The organism is Flavisphingomonas formosensis, assembly GCF_009755815.1.
GTDB lineage: Bacteria > Pseudomonadota > Alphaproteobacteria > Sphingomonadales > Sphingomonadaceae > Flavisphingomonas > Flavisphingomonas formosensis.
In genome coordinates this window covers 245,037-261,454 of record NZ_WRPK01000009.1, presented here as the reverse complement: position 1 = coordinate 261,454, position 16,418 = coordinate 245,037, and the positions used below count along the sequence as shown (strand labels likewise).

The window sequence follows — 16,418 nt, the reverse complement described above, 5'->3', positions numbered from 1 at the left end:
CTCAGCTTACCCCACCGAAGCAGACATATTTCTGCTCGATATATTCATCGATCCCATATTTTGAGCCCTCGCGGCCGAGGCCCGACTCCTTGATCCCGCCGAAGGGCGCGATCTCAGAGGACACCAGGCCGGTATTGATCCCCACCATACCGCATTCGAGCGCCTCCGCGACGCGCCAGGCGCGGTTGAGATCGCGGGAATAAAAATAGCCGGCGAGCCCCGATCGCGTGTCATTCGCCATCGCTAGCGCCTGTTCTTCGGTCGAGAAGCGGACCAGCGGCGCGACCGGACCGAATATCTCGGTGGTCATGCATGCCATCGACGGCGTTACGTCGCCGAGCACGGTGGGCGCGTAGAAACTGCCGCCAAGATCGTGCCTATGGCCGCCCGCCAGTACGCTTGCCCCCTGGAGCGTCGCATCGAGGACGATGCTTTCGATCTTTTCCAAGGCGCCGATGTCGATGAGCGGGCCGATGGTCACGCCTTCCGTGACACCGGAGCCGATGGTCAGCTTTCCGACCGCTGCCGCAAGCCGCTCGGCGAAGACGTCATAGATGCCATCCTGCACCAGGATGCGATTGGAGCATACGCATGTCTGGCCGGCGTTTCTGAACTTGGAGGTGACGGCGCCAGCAACAGCCGCATCCAGATCGGCGTCGTCGAACACGATGAAGGGCGCGTTTCCGCCGAGTTCGAGCGACAGACGCTTAACGGTGTCCGCACAGGCCGCCATGAGGCGCTTGCCCACAGCGGTGGACCCCGTGAAGGAAAGCTTGCGGACCGTCGGGTTCCCGCAAAGCTCGGCGCCCACGGCCTCCGCCGACTGCGACGTTATCACGGCAAAACCGTCTTTCGGAACGCCCGCCTGTACCGCCAGACGCTGGAGCGCGAGCGCGGTCAGAGGCGTGGCCTCGGCGGGCTTGACGATGACGGCGCAGCCCGCGGCTAGCGCCGGCGCGACTTTCCGGGTGATCATCGCCGCCGGGAAGTTCCATGGTGTGATCGCGGCGACGACACCGACCGGCTGCTTCAGAACGAGGCCACGCTGCTCGCTATGGTCGAGGCTTAGCACATCGCCGTAGATGCGCCGCGCTTCTTCCGAGAACCAGGCGATGAAGCTGGCCGCGAAGCGGACTTCCGCGCGCGCTTCAGCCAAAGGCTTGCCCTGCTCCAGCGTCAGCAGACGCGCGAGATCATCCTGGTGCGCGAGGACGAGGTCATTCCAGCTGCGCAGGATCGCCGCCCGTTCGCCCGCCGGGCGCCTGGACCAAGATCGAAACGCTCCTTCGGCAGCGATGATAGCGGCCCTTGTATCCTCCACGCTCATGTCGGGAACAAGCGCCAAAAGGCTGTCGTCCGCCGGATTACGCACTTCGAAAGCCGGCTCGTCAGCGCTGGGCGGCACGCCAATCAGCGTCTCCAGAGGCAAGCCAAGATTATGGAATTTCACACGGCGTCTCCTGCTGCGACGAGGCATTTGATGGCGGGGGCTCCCTTCGGAAGCCCTTGACGGAAAGGCCTGCGGGCTTACGCCCCGGCAAGACCCGGCTCGTCATGCTGGGTCACCCCCTTTTCGGGTGCAGATGTTTCGATGCGATGCCGAAGGCCGATCATAGCCAGGGCGCAAAGCATCAGTGACACAAGTCCGCTTAGCCCACCCATGATGGCCATAGCGCGCGTATAGGTGCCCGGCCCCGCAGGCATGAAGCTGGCGATCCAGGGAATCAGGACCGGCCCGACACCGACCCCGAACAGCGCGATAACGAGATAATAGGCCGCGACGGCAGAGCCCCGCATGCGATTTGGCAGGAGGAGGCCGACGGTAATTGGCGGGATTGATGTGATGCCAATGGACGCAAACATCGCAATGCCGAGCAGGACGAGCAAGTGGCTCGGTGCCGGGGCCAGAGGGAGCAGAGCAAAAGCGAGCGTCGCAAGTGCGATGGCGGTCGCGCACACGATGACGAAGGCGTTGCCGCGTTGCAGCCGACGGAAAAGGAGGCCCGCCAGGGCGCCGAGCAGAATTTGCCCCGTAGGCGCCGTCAGCAATTGCGTGACGCCAAGAGTGAGACCCGCTTCGGCGATGCTATAGCCATAATCGCGCTGGAGGATGGTAGGAACCCATGCGGCGATCGACGCAGGCGCGAGCTGCGATGCGGCCATGGCGAGAAAGAAGGCGCCGAGCCCCCACCATTTGCCGATGACGAGGGTAAGCAATTCTCTCACGCCGGCACGTTCCTGATGGACGTCGAGCTCTGTCCGCGAGGGTTCGCGGATCATCGCCAGGATCAAGATAGCGAGCAGCAAGCCCGGGAGACCGACGGCAATGAAGGTCAGCCGCCAGGGCTGGGCCCACTCCGGTACCACGCCTGATGCGACCAGGGCGGTCATGGCGGCGACGACGGCGCCGCCAATAATGAAAGAGCCGCCAGCGCCGATCATGCCCGAAGCGAAGAAGATCGAGATTGGAAAGGGCCGCGTCTTCGGCGGAAAGAGGTCGGAGATCATCGAGGTCGCGGCGGGCGAGAGCGTGGCCTCGCCTATCGCCACGCCGATCCTGCAAACGAAGAGCCACTGAAGCGCGGTCGCAAACCCGGCCGACACCGTCAGCAGGCTCCAGACGGCAAGACCGCCGACGATGAGCCATTTTCGGTTTCCCCGATCGACGATGAATCCGATAGGAATCCCGGCAATGGCATAGACGACCCCGAACGTCGCGCCGAAGAGAAGCCCGATCTGGATATCAGTGGCCTGAAAGCTGCCCTTGATTGGTTCGACCAACAGGCCAAGGATCAGCCGATCAACATAGGACATAAAGAAACAGAAAGAGAGGGTCGCGGTCACGCCCCATCTTCCGAAACCCATTCCGTCTTGCGTCATATTTTTTCACCAGTTGGCGCGAGCGCGTCGAGCACGGCATGAGACTGCAGTTCCTGCAGCATGTCAGAGAATGGGCACAGAGCTGATCCACCGAGCGCGCGCGGAAGCTGGCCGGCATAGATTGCTGCTCCGATCCCCTCGCTGCCTTGCTTCATTTCCGATCCTCTCTCGAGAAAATGGCTATCAGTGTTCCCGCCAAAAACCACAGTCGAAACCCTTATATGGCCGATAAGCCTGCCGGGCCGACCCGATCCTCCTGGGAGACGTCCGACATGCCGCAGCCGGCCATATGGAAGCGACCGATAGCGGCGGTCATCACAGCCATAAGGATTTCGGTGCTGTTCCGAGGCACGAATGCTGATCTAAGTTCCTCTCCGCTCAGTGCAGTCGCCCGATCGGGTTCGGATTGCGGGCCAAGAGCCGCAACAACCGAATGGGTTCGAGCGGACCAGGTCAGTCACGAAGGCTAAGGAATGCGGGAGGTACGGATGGACTTTGAAGGGAATGTCGCGATCGTCACGGGGGCCGGCGGCGAAGGCGGGATCGGTGAAGCGATCGCGCTCAGACTCGCGCGCAGCGGCGCTTCGGTCGCGGTCGTCGACATCTGTCACGACGACCCCGATGCACCGAGCCGCAAGCTTCCCTCGTGGGACGAGTTGCAGGCTGTCGCCGAGCGCGTGACCGCTGCCGGTGGGACCGGGCTGGCGATCAAGGCGGACCTGACAGACGAGGCAGCTATCGAGGACATGGTACGCCAGGTGGAGGACCGCTTCGGCAAGTGCCATCTTCTGTTCAACAACGCCGCCGGCGGGCGCAGCGCGGGGCCTATTCACCATACGCCGGTCACACAGCTTTCGCGCAAGGATTGGGACTACACGATCGCCGCAACCCTCACCTCGGTGTTCATGTGCTGCAAATGGGTCGCTCCCCTGATCGCGAAGAGCGGGGGAGGCGCGATCGTCAACACGAACACCATGTCCGCCCATTACGGCATCGCAGGCATGTCCGCCTATCTTGCCGCCAAATATGGGCTGGTGGAGTTTACGAAAATTCTCGCTCTTGAGCTTGCGCCGGACAACATCCGGGTGAACGCGTTCTCCCCCGGCATGACGCTCACCCCTTCCCTCCGCTTCCGTTACGAGGAGATCGCCGCGGAGCAACCCGAACATAGTGCCGAAGAGCATATGAAGCTGCGCACGGCCAATATCCCGCTGGGCCGGATGGCGGAGCCAGAGGAGATGGCCGCGGTCGCCTGCTTCCTTGCCAGCAAGGAAGCCAGCTACATGATCGGCCAGACCCTTCAGGTTGATGGCGGCCGGCGCGTATAGGACCATGAAGCCTGGCCTAGCCCCCGCAGGATCAGAACATGTCTGATATCGTCAACGACGAACGCGCGATCACCAATTTGATGGCGCGCTATGCCTTCCTGGTCGATGATGGCGACTATGCGGGGGTCGGCCGGCTCTTCAGCGAGGGAGCTCACCCTCAATGACAATCCTCCAGCGTCGGGTGCCGAGGCGGTAGAGGCATTTCTCGCCACTGCGCTGAAGACCTATGACGATGGCACGCCCCGGACACGTCATGTCACGAGCAACGTCATCCTGGAGATCGAGGAGCCTCGCCGTGAGGCTTCGGGATGGTCTTATGTGACGACCTTCCAAGCCACGGATGGTCTTCCGCTCCAGCCGATCGCCTGCGGACGATATCATGACCGGTTTGAGCAGATCGACGGACGTTGGATATTCCGCTCGCGCCACGTCGTGACCGGCCTCGTCGGCGATCTCAAACACCACCGCCGCTGAGCCATTTGCGAGCCGGGTTGCCGACGGGGAAGCGCTACTAGCATGACTGCTTTGACTGCCATATGGACGGCCGCGCATCACCTGGGGGGCAATCTCAGCCATGAGCCCTGATTCAGGCATGTCAGCACATCATCCCGGCCCCCAGTCACTGATCCGCGCTCTTCGGGCCATTGTCGGCAGACGGCACATCCTGACGGGCCCGTCGCGCACCCGTCGCTTCACGACGGGACATCGCCTGGGCGAAGGCCCCGCGCTGGCGGTCGCCAGACCTGGCTCGCTTGTCGAGTTTTGGCGCCTGCTGTCCGCCTGCGTGGACGCGGGCGTCATCGTGATCATGCAGTCGGCAAACACCGGGCTGACCGGGGGATCGACACCCAATGGGATCTATGACCGCCCCGTCGTCGTCATCAACACCCTTCGCCTCAAGGGCATCCATCCGATCAGTGACGGACGGCAGGTCGTGTGCCTCCCGGGCGCGACCCTGCACGAGCTTGAAACATTGCTGGAACCCATGGGGCGCGATCCACATTCAGTCATCGGATCATCCTGCATCGGCGCATCGGTTCTGGGCGGGATCTGCAACAACTCGGGCGGCTCGCTCATTCAGCGTGGCCCCGCTTATACCGAATTGGCGTTGTTCGCTCAGGTAGGAGAAGATGGCCGGCTCCGGTTGGTGAACCATCTGGGTATCGCGCTTGGAGACGAGCCCGAGGAGATCCTGCGCCGCGTCGAAGCGGGCGCCTTTGCGGAGGATGATATTGACCATCCAGAAGAGCGCCGGGCGTCGGATCACGATTATTGCGACCATGTGCGGAAGATCGACGAACGGACGCCGGCTCGCTTCAACGCGGACCCGGCCCGGCTCTACGAGGCATCTGGAAGCGCCGGAAAGATAGCGTTGCTTGCGGCACGCCTCGATACCTTTCCGAAGGATGGCGCCACGACGACCTTTTACGTCGGGAGCAACAATATCGGCGATCTGACGGAACTGCGGCGGGACATACTTCGCGATTTTGCTTCGCTTCCGATCTCCGGCGAATATTTTCACCGGGAGGCGTTCGACGTCGCGGCGCGCTATGGCAAGGACACGGTGATCGCGATCGAGCGGTTGGGGACCGCTCGCCTGCCGCTTCTCTTCGCCTTAAAGTCGCGTATCGACGATCTAGGGCGCAAGATCCCACTGCTGCCCGAACATCTTAGCGACCGCCTCCTTCAGCTGGCCGGCAGTTTGTTCGGGGAGCATCTACCGCCGCGGATGCGGGAATATCGCGATCGCTTCGAACACCATCTGGTTCTGAAGATGGGCGGAGCCGGGGTTACAGAGGCACGGCAATATCTCCAGGACCGGTATCCGACCGCCAATGGCGACTATTTCGAGTGCACCGGAACCGAAAGCGCCAAGGCGTTTCTGCATCGGTTCGCGATCGCCGGCGCTGCCATGCGATACCGGGCTCTGCACGCGCACGAAGTGGACCACATCATCTCGCTGGATATCGCGCTGCGGCGAAACGACACCGAATGGTTCGAGCAGCTGCCCGCATCGATCGACAGCAAGATCGCGAAGAAACTCTATTATGCCCACTTCTTCTGCCATGTTTTTCACCAGGACTACGTCCTCGCCAAGGGCGCCGACCCCGCGGCGGTGAAACGCCAATTGCTCGAACTCCTCGATGCCCGCGGGGCGGAATATCCAGCCGAACATAATGTCGGCCACGTTTATAGCGCAAAAAAAGTGCTCCAAGACCACTATCGCTCGCTGGATCCAACCAACCGCTTCAATCCTGGCATCGGGGGCACCTCAAGGGCCGAGCACTGGTCTTGAGGCTGTATCCGCTCGGTTCAGCGAGGACTGTCTAGCAGCTCAATCCGGTCAGTGCGGAACCGCTCCGAGCGGTTCGGACGGGCTATCATAGCAGTTCGGCTATGGCTGACATAATCGTATCATTGTAGCCACGAATCCACCGTCAGCCTATTTGGTGAAGCATTCATCCGCGAATTGCTCGCTGTCTGGTTCCACCGATCGCCGTGAAGGTCTGGGTACAAGGCGGTCGGGCGCTCGCCCTGGGTAAAAAAGGTTGAGCCTTGGAGAGGTCATGGCCGTGCGGACGCTTCCCCATATCGGGTTCGGGTTGGCACGTCGCTGCAGCCACTGCGGAACCCTCAACCTTGCTACCTGCCAAGACTGAGGAGCACCACCACCATGGCACCCCACCCGTCCGACAATGAAGGCTTCAAGCGCTGGGCGATCGGTGCAGCGCGCATCACGCGCGTTCTCGAGCTGCCGCCGCTGAACGCCGATCCGGCTATCTTCATCCAGACGACAAAGGATGAGATCGTCAAGCGCGGGGACTGGCTCTGCCCGGACTTCGCCGACGAGGAAGGCAATATCACACTGCATTTTCAGGCCTTCATCATCGAAGCCAGCGGAAAGCGGATTCTCGTCGATCCCTGCATCGGGAACGACAAAGAGCGAGATATCCCCGAGTTCAACAAGCTCAACGGCCCATTCCTGCAGCGCCTCGAAGCGGCCGGCCTGCCGAGAGAGAGCATCGACTATGTGCTCTGCACCCATCTTCATCTCGATCATTGCGGCTGGAATACGATGCTGGTCGACGGCGCGTGGGTACCGACGTTCCCCAACGCTCAATATATCTTCGCGAAGGCGGAATATGCATTTCTGAGTGCGGATGATCACCGAGACTCGATTGCGGTGATGGGGGATTCGATCAAACCGATCATCGATGCGGGCCTTGCGACCTTCGTCGATGCCGATCACGTGATTGTGGACGAAGTCCGTCTCGAACCCACGCATGGCCATACCCCTGGACATTGCGCCGTGGTAATTTCGTCCGAGGGCCAGGAGGCCATCATCACCGGGGACCTCATCCATCACCCTGTCCAGGTCGCGATTCCCCATGTTGGCGACAATTTCTGCTGGAATCACGACATGGCGAGAGCCACCCGGCGCACCGTCCTGGAACGTGTCTCGGATCGCAACTCGCTGTTGCTGGGCTCACATTTCTCGGGCCCGACCGGCATCTATCTGAAGCCGGATGGCGATGCGTGGATCGTGGATCAGGCGGCGCAGGTCGAAGACGCAGCTCCCGTCTGAACGACCTGAACGGATCTAGCGCGCGACGCCTTGTCGCCCGGCGCCAGAACGTCGCGCAGGATGCAGAACGAACATGCGAGAACGATCCCCTGACGGACGGGATATATGACGAACAACCCGATTATCAGCAGCCCCAACAAGCTCAAGCTCGGCATATTCTGCACGAACGGGAGGGGAACTGCGCAGCACACTTTGGTTCCGGAGGCTAACCAGCAGGACTGGTCGCTGTCCTTGCTTACGGCGCGCGCCGTCGATGAGGCGGGGTACGAGGCGGTCGTGCCGTTCGCACGGTGGAAGGGCTATCTCAAGGACAACCCTGATCATGTCTCTGGCTATGCCCTTGACCCTTTCACTTGGGCGGCAGGCATTGCGCAGGCGACTCGACAGGTCGGAATTTTCGTGACCTCCCATGCCGCGTCGATGCATCCCATCCTCGCAGCGAAGCAGACGGCGACGATCGACCATATTTCGAACGGCCGCCTGACGTTGAACGTCGTTGGCGGGTGGAATCGCCCAGAGCTCGAGATGTTTGGCGCGCCGCTTCGTGAGCATTCTCAGCGGTACGAGCATCTCGCCGAGTGGTTGGGGCTCGTCAAAAGGCTGTGGCGCTCGCCCGATGAGTTCGACCACCATGGCGATTTCTTCGACGTTGTCGGCGGATTTTCGCTTCCCAAGCCGGTGCAGGCCGGAGGGCCGCCGATCATGAACGCGGGCACATCCGATCGCGGCAGGCAGTTTGCGTGTGAGCATGCCGACGTGTGCTTCATCGGCTTGCCTTCGGAAGACCCCAAGGATGTCCGCGAGGGCATCGCATCCTATAAGCGCATCGCCCGCGAGACGTTCGGGCGCGATGTGCAGGTTTGGGCCCACACGTTCGTGGTGCAGCGCGATACCCAGCAGGAGGCCGACGACTATCTGGAACATTATGCGGTCAGGCATCAAGACCGGCGAAGTGTCGATGCCTTGATCGAGAAAACCGCGCAGGAGTCGAACGGCCTGCCGCGCGAAGTGCTCGAGCGGGTTCGTGATCGTTTTGCGGCTGGGGCCGGAGGATTTCCGCTCGTGGGAACGGCGGAGCATATTGCTGCCAAGCTGGAGATGCTGTCCGCTGCGGGTCTGGACGGCGTTCTCTTCACCTGGGTCGACTATCTTGATGGCATCGATCGGTTTAACCGCCAAGTGCTCCCGTTGCTCGAACAGGCAGGTCTCCGTGAGCCCTTCCCGCCTCTCGCAAATAGGTGGGACAGGCACGGCGCCCAAGCGGCAGTGCTGCCATGCGGGTGAGGCGGCTCGCACGCGGCATAGGCTCTCAAGCAAATTCGTGGAAACGCCGCGCTATGCGCAGCCGTTAGCAGCGGGACTCTCATGATCATAAGTTCAGGAGCAGATTTCAGACAGGCAGCCAAGCGGCGTTTGCCCCGCTTTCTTTTCGACTACATCGATGGCGGTTCCTACGGAGAGGACACGCTTCGCCGCAACGTAGAGGATCTGTCCCGCATTCACTTGCGCCAGCGTGTGCTACGGGACGTATCGAATGTCAGTCTGGAGACGAGTTGGTTCGGCAAGAAGCTGGGCCTTCCCGTCGGCTTGGGACCTGTGGGGTTAACGGGCATGTATGCCCGGCGGGGTGAGGTTCAGGCCGCCCGCGCCGCGCGGGCGCGCCACGTTCCGTTCTGCCTTTCGACCGTTTCGGTTTGTGACATCGCCGAAGTCGTGCGCGGCGCCGGCCTCATCTGGTTCCAGCTCTATGTGATCAAGGATCGCGCCTTCATGCGCGATCTTCTCGCCGTGGCAGCCCAACAGGGCTGCGAAACACTGGTTTTCACCGTCGACATGCCCGTGCCGGGGGCGCGCTATCGCGATGCACATTCGGGAATGTCCGGGCCGTTCGCCGCCTCGCGGCGCCTTCTTCAGGCCATGGGAAAGCCGCGCTGGGCATGGGACGTGGGCGTCCGCGGACGTCCTCATCGCCTCGGCAATGTTGCACCCGTCCTGGGTAAGAACAGCGGCCTCACTGATTTCATGGGCTGGCTTGCCCAGAATTTTGATCCGGCCATTACGTGGTGCGACCTCGAGTGGATCAGATCCACGTGGAAGGGAAACCTGGTGATCAAGGGCATCCTCGAAGCGGAGGACGCCAGGGCCGCGCGCGATCTGGGCGCCGACGGCATCGTCGTCTCAAATCACGGCGGCCGGCAATTGGACGGTGCGCTGTCGACGGCAGCAGCAGTTCCGGCAATAGCGGATGCCGTCAGAGACGATCTCACCATACTGGCCGATTCAGGCATTCGCACCGGGCTCGACGTGCTACGCATGCTTGCGCTTGGCGCCGATGGGGTACTGCTTGGACGCGCCTGGGTCTACGCCTTGGCGGCTTTGCGGCCAAAACGGCGTCGAGATGTTACTTGACCTCATCGTGCGCGAGATGCGGGTCGCCATGAGCCTAACGGGATGCACGAGAATAGAGGATGTGAAGCGCGACCTCTTAATCTGAGAGCTTAAAAAGAATACCGCGCGTCAGCGCGCATCCCCGATCGGCTGCTCGGGTCGATATAGCTTAGCCGCGATCGATGGAGCCGTTCGACTGTGCCGAGGTCCCTGCAATCGCGCTGTTGGCAGCTGTCCAGCTTGCCGCCCGGCAGCGAGCGACGGTATTGTCGGTACAAGCCGGGGCCGAGAGAGCGCAGCTGCTACGCGCACTTGGGGCAAGCGCTGTAATTGACCGCAAGACCGAGACGATCTTGGACGCAGTGCGAGGGCTGACCGAGGGCCGCATGGCGTCAGTTGTGCCTGATCCCGTTGGCGGCGCTTCGCTCGATGCCTCGATACTATCGACTCGCGCCTTCGGCCGTGTGCCACTGATCGGAAACGCCAGCCAGGCTCCAATGCGGCCGGACGTTTGGCACGCGACATTCTCCGGAGCCCCGTAAACGACGGAAATTGGATCACTGGGCGACAGTCGGCTTTCCTGTCGAAAGTTCCGTCAACAGACGTTTGCTCTTGGCTTCGACGCCCTTCGGTCACAAATGGACCAAGCTCAAGACAGGAACCGTCGTTTCATATCGCGGCGCTCACGCGCTAGAATCTACGAGACGTTGAAACTGGATCGCGGGCACGCCGGAATCGTGGCCAAGGCACTCGGTACACGGACATGTTCTCGCGATCGATCACAGCCTCGAAATACAGCTTCGGAATCCCGTTCCGGCGAAGCCCGCGGCATATCTCGTTGATCGCCGCCATCGCGACACGCTGCGCGCGCCCGGTACCTCGCCGAGCTTCCATCACCGCGTAGCCAAGCTGGAAAGTCGGCACGCCCTCGATCGCCTCGGTCAGTGCGAGGAGCGCGACTGCGGTGACCTCGCCGCCGTCGATCAGCGCATAGGTATATCTTGGTGCCGGCCGGCTGATCGACATGCACGAAGATGTCCGGATGGAAGTCCGCTGGCTGAACGCAAATTTCCCGTTGTGCGATCGCCCTGCGGAAATCGATCAGAGCGTCCATCGGATCGGTCATGGCCGGCATGCTACCATTGCGATCCCGAGCAGCAAGGCCAGCGCCTCATGAAGGCAGCTCGAACAGGATTCCGACGACCTCCATCAGCGCTGTCAATTTGGGCAAGTCCGCGGGGTTGGCAGAACACGCCAACCCCGCGGTGTCATCCATGATGGCCGTACCATCGAGCCCGGTAACGTGCCCGAGGACGGCTGACACGCGCTAGTTCATGGTCTTGACGATTTCCTCGACCATCTTCTTGGCGTCGCCGAGCAGCATCATCGTACTGCCCATGTAGAAAACATCGTTATCGACGCCAGCATAGCCCACGCCCTCCATCGAGCGCTTCACGAACAGCACGGTCTTTGCCTTCTCGACGTCAAGGATAGGCATGCCGTAGATCGGAGAAGTCTTGTCGGTCTTCGCTGCTGGATTGGTTACGTCATTCGCGCCTATCACAAAGGCGATGTCAGTCTGAGCGAATTCCGAATTGATGTCCTCCAACTCGAATACCTCATCATAGGGGACGTTTGCCTCTGCGAGCAGCACGTTCATATGACCTGGCATGCGTCCGGCAACCGGATGGATCGCATATTTGACCCTCACGCCTGCCGCCTTCAGAACGTCGCCCATCTCACGCAGAGCATGCTGCGCTTGACTGACTGCCATGCCGTAGCCAGGAACGATGATGACCTGCTCGGCCTGCCCCATGAGGAAGGCTGCATCATCGGCCGAACCACGCTTCCATGGGCGCTGCTCCTTGGCGTCGCCACCGCCGGCCGCGGCGCTGTCACCGCCGAAGCCGCCGGCGATCACGCTGATGAAGCTCCGGTTCATCGCCTTGCACATGATGTAGCTGAGAATTGCACCGGACGAACCCACCAGGGCGCCGGTGATGATCATTGCTGAATTGTGCAGGGTGAAGCCCATCGCTGCGGCCGCCCAGCCCGAGTAGCTATTCAGCATGGAGACGACCACCGGCATATCCGCACCGCCGATGGGAATGATCAGAAGGAAACCGATAACGAAGCTTAGCGCGGTGACAGTGAAGAACACCCAATGAGCATCGTCTGTGACGAAATAGCCAATCAGCCCAAGGATTGCGACCAGCGTACCCAGGTTGATGACATGCCGCCCCGGCAGCATGATCGGCTTGCCAGACATATTGCCGTTGAGTTTCAGGAAGGCGATCACCGAACCTGAGAATGTGATCGCGCCGATCGCGACGCCTAGCCCCATCTCGATCCGGCTGACATTGTGGATATGACCTGTCGCCTCGTCCAAAATCCCGAAGGCCTCCGGATTGAGGAAGGCGGCCCCGGCGACCAGAACGGCAGCGAGTCCGACCAACGAATGGAAGGCAGCGACGAGCTGCGGCATGTCCGTCATGGCGATCTTGCGAGCGGTCACGGAACCGATTGCGCCACCGATAGCGATAGCGATCGCAATCTCGGCACGTCCGGTGCCGTGCAGGACGAGCGTCGTGGCAACGGCGATGAGCATGCCGGCCATGCCGAAGCGGTTGCCGCGGCGCGAGCTGGCCGGACTTGAAAGCCCGCGCAACGCCAGAATGAAAAGGATACCCGATACCAGATAAGCCAGGGAGGCCCATGCAGGTGTGGCGGCTAGTTGATGCATTCTCTATCCCCCTCGCCCGCGCTCAGCTCTTGCGCTCTTTTTTCTTGTACATCGCAAGCATTCGCGCGGTGACCGCGAAGCCACCGAAGATGTTGACGCTTGCGAAAACCACCGCGACCAAGCCCAGATATTTGGCATAGACGCTGCCCTGCGCCGCGCTCGCGATCAGTGCGCCGACGATGATCACTGAGGAGATGGCGTTTGTGACCGCCATCAGCGGCGTGTGCAGTGCCGGCGTCACCGACCACACGACATAATAGCCCACGAAGCAGGCCAGCACGAAGATCGACAAGATCGAGATGAAATCCACAGGCTTGGTCCTTTTGGCGATCAGCCGAGCAGTCGTTCGTGGACAACCTTGCCGCCCCGCGTGAGGCGCACGGCGTTGCCGATCTCCTCGTCGAGGACCGGCTTGCCAGCATTCTTGTCCCAGAACGCGCTCAGGAAGTTGAAGAGATTGCGCGCGAAGAGCGCCGATGCATCCGCAGCCAGACTGCTCGCAATGTTCCTGGCCCCGACGATCCGGACCCCGTGTCTGACGACCGTCTCGCCCGCAACGACGCCCTCGACATTGCCGCCGCTTTCGGCTGCCAGGTCGACGATGACCGAGCCTGCTCTCATCGTCGCGATCTGCGTATCGCTGACGAGCCTGGGAGGAGCGCGGCCCGGGATCAGCGCCGTGGTTATGACAATGTCCTGTTTGGCAATATGGCCCGAGAGGAGCTCGGCTTGCGCCTTCTGATATTCCGGCGACATCTCACTCGCATAGCCGCCGGCACCCTCGCCTTCGATGCCCGCCAACTGTTCGACGAATACCGGCTTGGCGCCGAGTGACAGGATCTGTTCCCTGGTGGCGGAACGCACATCGGTGGCGGAGACCTGCGCGCCGAGGCGACGGGCAGTGGCGATTGCCTGAAGGCCGGCCACACCTACGCCCATTATGAAGGCGCGTGCTGCCGAGACCGTGCCGGCTGCGGTCATCATCATCGGAAAGGCGCGACCATATTCGCTGGCGGCGATTAGCACGGCCTTGTAGCCGGCCAGGTTCGACTGCGACGAAAGGATATCCATCGATTGGGCGCGGGTGATGCGCGGCATGAACTCCATGGCGAGCGCTTCAATGCCGGCAGCTGCATAACGATCGACGAGAAGCCGCTGCGCCAGAGGGTCGAGACTCCCAACAAGCCATGCGTCCCGCTTTACGCCGACGATCGATTCTGTCGCGGGACCACGTACGCAAAGTAGAATATCGGCATTTTCAATGACGGCACCGCGATCGGCGACCGTCGCGCCGGCGTCCTGGTACGCGCTATCGGCGATCGAAGCCCTCTCACCCGCCCCCGCCTCGACGGCGATATCAGCTCCCAGAGCGATGAACTTCTTCACCGTTTCAGGTGTTGCCGAAACGCGCCGCTCATAGTCGGTGGTTTCCCGCAGGATCGCAATCTTCATGCCGCCTCATACCGCCATGTTATTTGATGTCGCCCGGCAAGGTGTGAGTTGACACCTTGTATCCATACGCAAGGGGAGCTTCAGCTCTGGCAGCCGCGTGCCACATCCAAGGCATCACTGCGATGGCCTCGATTCGTTGAAACTGATCGTTGATGTTTCTGATCGATCCATCAACGGGGATTTCAGCACGAAGCAACCGAATTCGACGCCAACCGGCTGATGATGCAACCTGCGCCGATGAATACCGATCACGACGAGGCGAGGAGCAATGGTCACCGGCGATCGCTATCGGCATTCTTTGATCGATCTCAGCACGCATTGGCGTCGGCCTCGCTCGTGCGAACATATATGCTGAGTTCGTTGCTCCCATCGCCCGCGGCCGTCACATGCCGGCCCCTGGGGGGAGGCAAGGAACACGAGCCGGGCCCGGCTGATGCCCCGATGGGCGACGGTCAAAGTCCAGGTTGCGCGGAGAGACAAGATGCTCAAAGACGTTGAGACACGACTTGCCATTCAGGATTTGCACGGGCGGTACACCGATGCCTTCTATCGCAAGAGCGAAGAGGACTACCGGGCCTGCTGGGCGACTGATGGCGAATGGATCGCTTTTGGACGCTGCACCAAGGGCCGCGAGACTATTGTCGAGTTTTGGCGCATCTTGATGAGGGATCGCCACAATATTCTGCATAGTCCCGTCGCGTCGATCATCGATGTCGAGGGCGATCGCGCGCGGGGGCGCATATATGTGAGCGAATCGGTACGTGCGACTGATGGCAAGCCACGCATTGTGATGGGCATCTACCATGATGACTATAAAGTGGAGGACGGCCGCTGGCGGTTCGCCCGCCGATGGTGGAATCTGACCTATCTTGGTCCGCCGGACTTCAGCGGGCGCTACTGGGATGTAGCCCCGATGGGGCCGCCACCTGCTTTCGAAGGCTGGGATAAGCCCAACAGGCCAACGCTGGAAGAGGTTGCCGCCTATGTCCAGACGTTATAACATCGGCGGCTACGCGCTCACCTCGTCAAAGCTCGCTTGAGAGCAGCCTTCCAGGATGCGGTGAAGCGCCGGGAAATCGCGGCGTCCGGCACAGCAAGGTCGAAGCCATGATAGGCGCCCGGTACTATCAGCAGCTCGGTGGGAACGGCCGCGTCCATCAGGCGTCCGGCGAACTCGATGTCCTCCCGCGCGAAAAGGTCGATCGAGCCCGCCCCGATATATGTCGGGGGAAGCCCGGCGAGATTGGTTGCGCGTGCCGGCACGCACTGTGCCGGCACGGCATCGCTGCCGGCGGGCATACCGAGCAACGATGACCATCCAAAGCGATTGGAAGCGGGAGTCCAGATGAAACGCCCCGCATTGGGAGCCGCCGGCCTGCTGCTGCCGGTCCGATCGTCGAGCATCGGATAGAGGAGGAGCTGGAAGGCGATGTGGGGCCCGCGCCTGTCTCGCGCGGCGATCGACAGTGAGGCGACATGACCGGCCCCGGCGCTTTCGCCGCCGACTGCTATTCGGCTTACGTCCACGCCGAGAGCGTCCGCATTGTCCCGCAGCCAGCAGAGCGCCGAATAAATATCCTCAAGCGCAGCCGGGAAGCGCGCTTCCGGTGCCAATCGGTAATCGACGGCCACAACCACGCAGTCATTCTCGATCGCGATCTCCTGAAGGAGCTTGGGGTTTCGATCCGCGCTGAACATGACATATCCCCCGCCGTGAACGTAGAGATAGGCCGGTCGGCCGCGTGCACCCGGAGAAGGATCGACGACGAAGATCGCGACGGGCGGATTGCCTCGGGATCCCGGGATGATCTTTCGCACGAGTTGCGGAGCGGGGGGTGGAAGAGTCACCGGAGGGACGGTCGGAGGCGCGTTTCGCCAGCGCAACAAGGTTTTGGCAGTAAGGTCGCCCGCCCCGATCTGCCGCAAGCGCGGTATCAGTTCGGGGTCGACTCCTGCATAAGCATCCTCCGAAGGGGCAGCTCCCCCTGCTGCACGGCCATCGTCAGCCATGAGCCAACCCGAAGCCAGCGCAGTGACGAGG

At 61.7% G+C, this 16,418-nt stretch carries 16 protein-coding genes and 1 pseudogene; 9 read left to right on the top strand and 8 right to left on the bottom strand.

All coding sequences use genetic code 11. The features are described from left to right. Window position 1: 1 nt before the first annotated feature. The 3 genes from GQY20_RS23295 to GQY20_RS23285 all read right to left on the bottom strand — a co-directional run bounded on the left by GQY20_RS23295 (window position 2) and on the right by GQY20_RS23285 (window position 3,035). A complete protein-coding gene (locus GQY20_RS23295) occupies window positions 2-1,405 on the bottom strand; it encodes an NAD-dependent succinate-semialdehyde dehydrogenase (protein WP_269769777.1) in 1,404 nt (467 codons plus the stop codon). 122 nt (window positions 1,406-1,527) lie between these two features. Next, window positions 1,528-2,844, bottom strand: coding sequence for an MFS transporter (locus tag GQY20_RS23290; protein WP_157219535.1), 1,317 nt, complete (start codon window positions 2,842-2,844; stop codon window positions 1,528-1,530). Between the two features lie 32 nt (window positions 2,845-2,876). Further along, window positions 2,877-3,035 carry a hypothetical protein gene (locus tag GQY20_RS23285; RefSeq protein WP_157219534.1) on the bottom strand — a complete coding sequence of 53 codons (159 nt, stop codon included), beginning with the start codon at window positions 3,033-3,035 and terminating at the stop codon, window positions 2,877-2,879. Window positions 3,036-3,368: 333 nt separating this feature from the next. Here GQY20_RS23285 and GQY20_RS23280 point away from each other — a divergent pair, with 333 nt between their 5' ends. From GQY20_RS23280 to GQY20_RS33110, 8 genes and pseudogenes are all read left to right on the top strand, one after another. After that, window positions 3,369-4,208: an SDR family NAD(P)-dependent oxidoreductase gene (locus GQY20_RS23280; protein ID WP_157219533.1), complete on the top strand. Its 840-nt coding sequence runs from the start codon at window positions 3,369-3,371 to the stop codon at window positions 4,206-4,208. Window positions 4,209-4,246: 38 nt separating this feature from the next. Further along, window positions 4,247-4,372, top strand: a complete 126-nt coding sequence (locus GQY20_RS32860; RefSeq protein ID WP_198351156.1) for a nuclear transport factor 2 family protein — start codon at window positions 4,247-4,249, stop codon at window positions 4,370-4,372. Then, on the top strand, window positions 4,326-4,682 hold the full coding sequence (locus GQY20_RS23275; protein ID WP_198351155.1) for a nuclear transport factor 2 family protein: 357 nt from the start codon (window positions 4,326-4,328) through the stop codon (window positions 4,680-4,682). The genes GQY20_RS32860 and GQY20_RS23275 overlap by 47 nt, the downstream gene beginning before the upstream one ends. A 118-nt stretch (window positions 4,683-4,800) precedes the next feature. Further along, window positions 4,801-6,504, top strand: a complete 1,704-nt coding sequence (gene dld, locus GQY20_RS23270) for a D-lactate dehydrogenase (protein ID WP_198351154.1) — start codon at window positions 4,801-4,803, stop codon at window positions 6,502-6,504. A 378-nt stretch (window positions 6,505-6,882) separates the two neighbouring features. Beyond that, complete coding sequence (locus tag GQY20_RS23265) at window positions 6,883-7,794, top strand: MBL fold metallo-hydrolase (protein WP_157219531.1); 912 nt, start codon at window positions 6,883-6,885, stop codon at window positions 7,792-7,794. Window positions 7,795-7,899: 105 nt separating this feature from the next. Then, a complete protein-coding gene (locus tag GQY20_RS23260) occupies window positions 7,900-9,078 on the top strand; it encodes an LLM class flavin-dependent oxidoreductase (RefSeq protein ID WP_157219530.1) in 1,179 nt (392 codons plus the stop codon). An 81-nt stretch (window positions 9,079-9,159) separates the two neighbouring features. Next, window positions 9,160-10,288, top strand: a pseudogene (lldD, locus tag GQY20_RS23255) (FMN-dependent L-lactate dehydrogenase LldD). Window positions 10,289-10,364: 76 nt separating this feature from the next. Continuing rightward, window positions 10,365-10,724 carry a zinc-binding dehydrogenase gene (locus GQY20_RS33110; protein ID WP_157219529.1) on the top strand — a complete coding sequence of 120 codons (360 nt, stop codon included), beginning with the start codon at window positions 10,365-10,367 and terminating at the stop codon, window positions 10,722-10,724. 148 nt (window positions 10,725-10,872) lie between these two features. Here the strand turns inward: GQY20_RS33110 and GQY20_RS23245 are convergent, their stop codons facing one another. From GQY20_RS23245 to GQY20_RS23230, 4 genes are all read right to left on the bottom strand, one after another. Beyond that, window positions 10,873-11,208 carry a hypothetical protein gene (locus GQY20_RS23245; RefSeq protein WP_157219528.1) on the bottom strand — a complete coding sequence of 112 codons (336 nt, stop codon included), beginning with the start codon at window positions 11,206-11,208 and terminating at the stop codon, window positions 10,873-10,875. Between the two features lie 301 nt (window positions 11,209-11,509). Continuing rightward, complete coding sequence (locus tag GQY20_RS23240) at window positions 11,510-12,925, bottom strand: NAD(P)(+) transhydrogenase (Re/Si-specific) subunit beta (protein WP_157219527.1); 1,416 nt, start codon at window positions 12,923-12,925, stop codon at window positions 11,510-11,512. Between the two features lie 22 nt (window positions 12,926-12,947). Beyond that, window positions 12,948-13,235: an NAD(P) transhydrogenase subunit alpha gene (locus GQY20_RS23235; RefSeq protein WP_157219526.1), complete on the bottom strand. Its 288-nt coding sequence runs from the start codon at window positions 13,233-13,235 to the stop codon at window positions 12,948-12,950. 20 nt (window positions 13,236-13,255) lie between these two features. Then, on the bottom strand, window positions 13,256-14,377 hold the full coding sequence (locus tag GQY20_RS23230; protein WP_157219525.1) for an NAD(P) transhydrogenase subunit alpha: 1,122 nt from the start codon (window positions 14,375-14,377) through the stop codon (window positions 13,256-13,258). 481 nt (window positions 14,378-14,858) lie between these two features. On the opposite strand from GQY20_RS23230, the gene GQY20_RS23225 reads away from it, so the two are divergent. Next, window positions 14,859-15,377 (top strand): nuclear transport factor 2 family protein, encoded by a 519-nt coding sequence (locus tag GQY20_RS23225; protein ID WP_157219524.1) that lies wholly within the window; start codon window positions 14,859-14,861, stop codon window positions 15,375-15,377. Window positions 15,378-15,394: 17 nt separating this feature from the next. Here the strand turns inward: GQY20_RS23225 and GQY20_RS23220 are convergent, their stop codons facing one another. After that, window positions 15,395-16,387, bottom strand: a complete 993-nt coding sequence (locus GQY20_RS23220) for an alpha/beta hydrolase (RefSeq protein WP_157219523.1) — start codon at window positions 16,385-16,387, stop codon at window positions 15,395-15,397. Between the last annotated feature and the right edge of the window lie 31 nt (window positions 16,388-16,418).

What these genes read in the sequence shown, in the direction of transcription:
- GQY20_RS23225 (WP_157219524.1), top strand. Translation starts at nt 14,859, where the DNA reads ATGCTCAAAGACGTTGAGACACGACTTGCCATTCAGGATTTGCACGGG.
- GQY20_RS23230 (WP_157219525.1), bottom strand. Translation starts at nt 14,377, where the DNA reads ATGAAGATTGCGATCCTGCGGGAAACCACCGACTATGAGCGGCGCGTT.
- GQY20_RS23275 (WP_198351155.1), top strand. Translation starts at nt 4,326, where the DNA reads ATGCGGGGGTCGGCCGGCTCTTCAGCGAGGGAGCTCACCCTCAATGAC.
- GQY20_RS23260 (WP_157219530.1), top strand. Translation starts at nt 7,900, where the DNA reads ATGACGAACAACCCGATTATCAGCAGCCCCAACAAGCTCAAGCTCGGC.
- GQY20_RS23245 (WP_157219528.1), bottom strand. Translation starts at nt 11,208, where the DNA reads ATGTCGATCAGCCGGCCGGCACCAAGATATACCTATGCGCTGATCGAC.
- GQY20_RS23265 (WP_157219531.1), top strand. Translation starts at nt 6,883, where the DNA reads ATGGCACCCCACCCGTCCGACAATGAAGGCTTCAAGCGCTGGGCGATC.
- GQY20_RS32860 (WP_198351156.1), top strand. Translation starts at nt 4,247, where the DNA reads ATGTCTGATATCGTCAACGACGAACGCGCGATCACCAATTTGATGGCG.
- GQY20_RS23285 (WP_157219534.1), bottom strand. Translation starts at nt 3,035, where the DNA reads ATGAAGCAAGGCAGCGAGGGGATCGGAGCAGCAATCTATGCCGGCCAG.
- GQY20_RS23220 (WP_157219523.1), bottom strand. Translation starts at nt 16,387, where the DNA reads ATGGCTGACGATGGCCGTGCAGCAGGGGGAGCTGCCCCTTCGGAGGAT.
- dld (WP_198351154.1), top strand. Translation starts at nt 4,801, where the DNA reads ATGTCAGCACATCATCCCGGCCCCCAGTCACTGATCCGCGCTCTTCGG.
- GQY20_RS33110 (WP_157219529.1), top strand. Translation starts at nt 10,365, where the DNA reads ATGGAGCCGTTCGACTGTGCCGAGGTCCCTGCAATCGCGCTGTTGGCA.
- GQY20_RS23240 (WP_157219527.1), bottom strand. Translation starts at nt 12,925, where the DNA reads ATGCATCAACTAGCCGCCACACCTGCATGGGCCTCCCTGGCTTATCTG.
- GQY20_RS23280 (WP_157219533.1), top strand. Translation starts at nt 3,369, where the DNA reads ATGGACTTTGAAGGGAATGTCGCGATCGTCACGGGGGCCGGCGGCGAA.